We start from the raw sequence: 6,349 nt of genomic DNA on the forward strand, positions 1-6,349 counted from the left end.
CCTAATTGATTTTAGATTTGAGATTGGTGGTGCTGTCAATTATGAGCTAGGCTCTGATGACTGACTGCGTGCGATCGCTCTAAAATCTTTTGAGCCAGTTTAATATGTAAATTATGGCTAGCTTTATACGCCAAGAAATGAGCGCAGGGAAACGTAAAAGTTGCTAATAAACTTAAATCTCCTACTAAGTCCAAAATTTTATGACGTACTGGTTCATTTGCAAATCTTAAGGGTGGATTTAACCAGCCTTGGGAACCACAAACTAGGGCATTTTCTAGGCTACCACCTTTAATTAAACCTGATTGCTGTAGATGCTCAATTTGAGGAAGTAAACCAAAGGTACGGGCGGGAGCAATTTCGGCAGCAAAGCTGGTACGAGCAACTTCCGGATCTGTGGTTGGAGTCCAACTATGCCATTGATTGCCAATGGCTGTTAGATTAAAGTCAATACCGTAGGTAAAACGGGTTTCTGGGGCAGGTAAGGCACAAACAAAGGCATCACCCTGTCTCACCCAAATCGGTTCGTCTATGACATGTATAGAGGTATTTGGGGGGATAGATTGGGGTAACAGACCAACTTGAGCAATACTTTTAGTCCATGCCTGGGCTGAACCATCCAATAATGGTACTTCTGAGCCGTCAATTTCAATCCGGGCATTATGTACACCCATGACTGCTAGGGCTGCAAGTAGATGCTCTACGGTGCGTATGCTGACTTCTCCCCAACTTAACTGGGTGGAAAGTACTGTTTGATCTACTGCTGTTACTTGTGCGGGAATAATCGGATGCTCCGGTAAATCTACCCGCACGAAGTAGCGACCACTTCCAGTTTCTGCTGGTAGTATGCGTACTTGAGTGTTCAGACCACTATGTAATCCTATTCCTGTGTGGATAATTTCCCCGGCTAGAGTTTGCTGTTGCATTGATTGCTGTCAGTTATTCGATTTTGGATTTTGGATTTTGGATTTTGGATTGACCCCACGTCTACAGCCTTATCCATAAAAGGAGTGTGGGAGGTGTGGGGAGTGTGGGGAGGGAGTGTGGGAAGATATTATTCCTTTCTTGTCCCCCTTGTCTTCCTTCTCCCCTGCACCCTGCACCCTGCTCCCCTGCCTCCTTCTCCCTGCTTAGAAGTTAAGTACATTAAAATCTTTCTCCAATACCAAAGTTAATGCGACTATCTCCATCGTCATTAAATCCAAAATCCACACGAATGGGACCAAGGGGAGATTGTATCCGTACTCCCAAACCGTAGCCAACACCTGTCCCATTTTTGTCAAGTAGTTCCGCCGCTCTGGTGGTGGTTCCTAAATCCGTACCAACATCCACAAATAAAGCCCCACTAATCACGGAAAATAGGGGAAAACGATATTCCATTGAAGCTTGTAGGAAACTGCGCCCACTACTTAAGGCTCCTTCTTCATAACCCCGGACAGAGTTACTACCACCAAGGGTAAATGCTTCATAGGGAGGTAAATCCCCTAAAACTGTTCCCCCTTGAACGTTAAATGCTAAAGTTTCCGCTCCTTTGGCAAAGTTGGTAAAATTTACGGGTATATATTGGCTGTAGCTTCCCCGTAATCTAGTGAGAAAAATATTCCCTTTGCCAATTGGTATTGATTGATCCAAGCCTAAGCGAAGAAAGGATCCTTGGGTAGGTTGTAAACGATTGTTACGGCGATCGCGGGATGCACCTAGTCTGACTAAAAATAAGTCATCCTTACCATCTCCGGATTGACTCAAATCTAGTAATTCATTCGTATTCTCAACCCTACCTTGTTTCCTCAAATCTCCATCTGCGTCTCGAATGGAAACTCTTTGATACTGTACTCCCGCAGAAGCTATCCATTCCGAACGCTTGTAGGGATTACCAGATAGGGGTCGAGAAAAGTTTACACCACCACCGGTGCGTACAACCCGGGGGCGATCGCCATCATCATCGGGGTCATTAGGATCAAAAGTTTCAATATCGTTATCTGTACCATCAAAGATTAAGGAAATTGATTGTCTGCGAAAACCATTAACCGTATAGGAAGTACGATTGGGGTCACCAGCAATCCAAGGATCGGTAAATCGGGCATCAAATAAAATTTCCCGTTGTCCTAACTGAAATTCAGCTCCCAGTTTCTGGTTTCTACCGTTGAGGTTTTGCTCCTGGTAACTCACAGTCCCAAATAAGCCACTGGCAGAACTAATACCCGCACCAGCAGCAATGGAACCACTACTACGTTCAACTACATTCAAGACCACATTCACTTTGCTGGGGTCTGTACCAGGGTCAAGGGAAACATTCACATCTTCAAATAAACCTAACCCAAATACTCGTTGTAAGTCTTTTTGAACTTTATTCCGATTAAAAATCTGTCCAGACTTTAATTCGACTTCTCGCTTAATTATGTATGGTTGGGTGCGTCCTTTGATGGGTTTTCCTTTATCATCTGTGTCTTGTCCTTCCTTATTTCGGAAACGGACGCGAATACCCTCTACCACACCTTCAGCAACTTGTAAAGTGACAACCCCATCTTCAGAAACTTTGGGTGAACCAACTACCTGTGCCAATACATAGCCTTGGTCTTGATAACCCTTAGTTAGTTGTTTAACACCTTCTTGTAAGTCTCGCAGGTTTAATATTTTACCGTACTGGTCTTGAAAAATTTCATCTGCTGTTTCTGGCTTCAGAACTGAGGCGACGTTGGTACCTGGATTTGCTTCTACTTGTACCTTGGTTAAAACTGGGTTAGGTTGCACCTCAAAGCTAACCCGCACTCCTAATGGTGTATCTTCTGGCACTGCTCGCACATTGGAGAAGAAACCAGTGGCAAAAATGGCATTAATATCTTCCTGGAGTTGGGAACGGGTTGTGGTTCTGCCCGGTTTGGTACGAATTGCCCGATAAACTTGATCTGCTAGTTCTGATGATAGTTCTCCTGTACTCGATTTAACGAATACTTCAGAAACTAGTACTCGGGTTTCCTGATCTGAGGGAGTTGGCTCTGTTTGAATTTCAGGTGTGGGTTGGGTTGGCTGATTTTCTGGAGTTGGTTGATTATTAGTAGGAGTTTGGTCGGGAAGTTGTTGCTGGGTACCTGGTGGGGGGATATCTGGTACAGGAGGCTGGGAAGTTTGTGCAATTTTCCTCTGAGAATCAGTAAGTGGCACAACTAACCCTACTTTTGTTTGTGGTGACAATTTTGCGGGAGTATCAATCTGTTTTGTGCCACTATTAGCAATTTTTAATTGATTTAACTGGGAATTTTGACTTTTTCCTTGTTTTGTCACAGACAGTTGCAAATTACTTCCTAACAACTGTGAAGATGATGGCTGAAGGGCAGGTTTTTTCGATGCCTTCAAGGCTGCAATTAAGGATTTCTGGGAACGGCTCTTGGCATTGGAGCTATTGGAGCTTACTTGTGGAACTGCCGATACTGATTTTACAGATGCCTTTCCTATCTTGGTATCCAGATTATTTTGAGTAATGGTTGGTACTACCATTTCTGGTATCGTCGTTTTTGCTGACAGGTTAGACGAATCAGAAATTAACTGTTGTTGACCATGAAATTTGGGGATTACCACCCCTTTGATATTATTGGTTCGGGTTTGGGCATTTACTTGCAATGAAGTACCCAGAGGGGCTGTAATTGCCACCACTGTAGCCAAAACGGGAGATAAGCGCATTTTATTTACATTCATTCCTCTTCACGTCCACACATCATCACCCTTCGGTTGTATCAGTTTGCTGATGCTAGGGAATCCCTTCTTGCAAGGGTAGGCTTTTAAAATTTCGGTTGAGGCTAGGCTTGAGGGATTAGAAGACAGGTAGACAAGGAAAATTGTTTAACGGTCAAATAGGCTTTTGAGCTAGTTTCTATTTTGGAAAACCGTACAATATTTGGTTCGGTTTTCCTTCCTTGTCTACTTTCCCTCCTTATCTCCCTTGTCTGACCAACACCCAATTCTAAAAAGCCTACCCCTATGAGGAGAGTCCCTTTGGATTTTGCCCATTGCTTCAATGCATTGGATTACTGTCCACCGCAACTGAACTCACCAGGCAATTATTTTCTTATGTCTAAGGCAAAAGTAACAATATTATGCCTTTTTAGTTGACAAAACAACATAAAACGATTCCAAAATATTTTTTAAACTAATACACAGCATAAAAATAAATGCCTTTTGCTTTGTTTGGCTCGATTCAGCCCACATAGCAAGAGGCTAAAGCATGATTAATAATTAGCTTGATTTTGATTTTGCTGCTCTATTGTTTGTAAAATCCTCTGTAAAACCTCCTGATATGCATCTTCTACATTTCCTAAATCTTTGCGAAAACGATCTTTATCCATCACGCGACGGTTAGGATCGGTTTCTGAAGCATCCCATAAACGGCAGGTGTCGGGACTAATTTCGTCGGCTAAGAGTATTTGCTGTTGGGAGTCTACACCGAATTCCAGTTTGAAGTCTACAAGAATAATGTCACATTGCCGAAAAATTTCCTGGAGTAATTTGTTGATTTGCAATGCTAGATGGGTAATTGTATCAACTTGTTCCGGAGTTGCTAAATTCAATAAATATAAGCGATCGCTTGTCAGTAGCGGATCTCCCAAACTATCATTTTTATAATAAAATTCCACTAATGGCTGTGGTAATACAGTCCCTAGCTCTAAACCTGTTTGTTTACAAAGACTACCCGCAGCTATATTTCGTACCACCACTTCCAAAGGTAAAATTTTTACTGCCCGCACACGCATTTGGTTTGGAGTAGGGTTATCAATAAAGTGAGTTTTGATACCTTGAAGTTCTAAAGTTTGAAATAACTTACTAGAAATGCCACAGTTCATCCTCCCTTTATCAATAATTGTTCCCTTTTTTTGAGCGTTAAAGGCTGTAGCATCGTCTTTAAAATCTGTGAGAAGAATTTCTGGATCTTCTGTTGTATAAAGGATTTTGGCTTTGCCTTCATATAACTTTTGGCAATCAATAGACATGGTAGAAAATCAAGTGATGAAATATGAATGTGAAGTACCATAGGTTTCGCTACGCGACACCTGTGGCTTCCTGTCCTGAACCAGTATCCCGGTTCATCCCTAGTCTTTCAACTAGCTAATCAGGCGTAGATTTCCCTTCTTCCAAGGGTATTTTTGCAGAAAATCGGGGGGAATGGTCTGCTTCTCCCGTGGGCGTAAAGCCTACGACATAGCTGGGCTTACCGCGTAGGGTGCGTTTTGCGCTTAGCATGTCCGTAGGACTTACTTTTTGAGACGGACTCAGAGAATAGCATCAGGTTGAGTGCAGCATTCACATCTGTGTCCCAGAAAGTCTTGCATTCTGGACACTCCCACTCACGAATAGCAAGTGTTAAGTCTTGTTTTATATATCCACACTTAGAACATCTTTTAGAACTAGGGAAAAATCTATCTACATAGTGAACTTCACAGCCGTAGATATCTCCCTTATATTCCAACATAGTCAGGAAGTTTCCCCAAGCGACATCATTTATTTGTTTAGCTAATTTACGGTTCTTTACCATCCCTTTTATGTTTAGACTTTCTGCTGATATGCTTTGGTTCTCGCATACCAGTTTCAGGCTAATTTTGTGTTGGTAATCTTGCCGTTGATTCGCAATCTTTTCGTGAATACTAGCAACATTCAGCCTAGATTTGTTGCGATTATTAGAACCTGATTGTTTTCTGCTTAATCTCCTTTGTCTTATTTTCAGTCTACGTAAAGACTTTTGAAAGTATCTAGGATTTTCAAACTTTTCACCAATTGAAGTAATTGCAAATTCCTTTAATCCTAAATCTAAACCGATCTTGCCGCCATTCAAAGGTGCGTGAGGGATACCAAGTTCTGTTACTATTGATGCGTAATACTTTCCTGATGGTGTCTTAGATATGGTGACATTTTTCGGTGTTCCTAGTATTTTCCTATGAATTACCATTTTGAGCGGTGACATCTTAGGCAATTTGAGGAACCCATTATTGTCTAGTGAAAAGTGTTGTGGCACTCTGAAGGATTGCCGATTACTTTTCTTTTTAAAGTTTGGGAATTCTCCTAACTTTTGAAAAAATCTGACAAATGCTGACTCTAAGTCTTTAAGAGTTTGTTGTAGTGACTGGGAGTTAACTTCTTTAAGCCATTCAAACTCTGACTTCAAATCTGTTAATAGATTAGCCCATTGTTTGTATCGCAGAGATTTTTTCGACTCAGCGTAGACATCCGTTGTCAGCCTCAAAAAATGGTTGTATACAAATCTAGAACAACCAAAACATTTTGCCATAAATGCTGATTGTTCTTGATTCGGATATAGTCGAAATTTGTAAGCTTTGTTGACCATACTGCTTACTCTAACACGCTT

At 41.7% G+C, this 6,349-nt stretch carries 4 protein-coding genes; all 4 read right to left on the bottom strand.

Features of this window, described 5'->3' with window-relative positions; all coding sequences use genetic code 11:
* Positions 1-35: 35 nt before the first annotated feature.
* A complete protein-coding gene (gene lpxC / locus CALSC_RS04305; protein ID WP_088240178.1) occupies positions 36-923 on the bottom strand; it encodes a UDP-3-O-acyl-N-acetylglucosamine deacetylase in 888 nt (295 codons plus the stop codon).
* A 220-nt stretch (positions 924-1,143) separates the two neighbouring features.
* Positions 1,144-3,690 (bottom strand): BamA/TamA family outer membrane protein, encoded by a 2,547-nt coding sequence (locus tag CALSC_RS04310; RefSeq protein WP_407641882.1) that lies wholly within the window; start codon positions 3,688-3,690, stop codon positions 1,144-1,146.
* 530 nt (positions 3,691-4,220) lie between these two features.
* A complete protein-coding gene (purC, locus tag CALSC_RS04315) occupies positions 4,221-4,979 on the bottom strand; it encodes a phosphoribosylaminoimidazolesuccinocarboxamide synthase (RefSeq protein WP_088240179.1) in 759 nt (252 codons plus the stop codon).
* A 218-nt stretch (positions 4,980-5,197) separates the two neighbouring features.
* Positions 5,198-6,349: IS200/IS605 family element RNA-guided endonuclease TnpB (gene tnpB, locus CALSC_RS04320; protein WP_327331080.1), on the bottom strand; the 1,152-nt coding region annotated here is incomplete at its 5' end.

The sequence above is a fragment of the Calothrix rhizosoleniae SC01 genome (assembly GCF_900185595.1).
Taxonomy (GTDB): Bacteria; Cyanobacteriota; Cyanobacteriia; order Cyanobacteriales; family Nostocaceae; genus Calothrix_A; species Calothrix_A rhizosoleniae.

Excerpts from the sequence above, each read along its gene's own strand:
- lpxC (WP_088240178.1), bottom strand. The coding sequence starts at position 923 with ATGCAACAGCAAACTCTAGCCGGGGAAATTATCCACACAGGAATAGGA.
- CALSC_RS04310 (WP_407641882.1), bottom strand. The coding sequence starts at position 3,690 with ATGAATGTAAATAAAATGCGCTTATCTCCCGTTTTGGCTACAGTGGTG.
- purC (WP_088240179.1), bottom strand. The coding sequence starts at position 4,979 with ATGTCTATTGATTGCCAAAAGTTATATGAAGGCAAAGCCAAAATCCTT.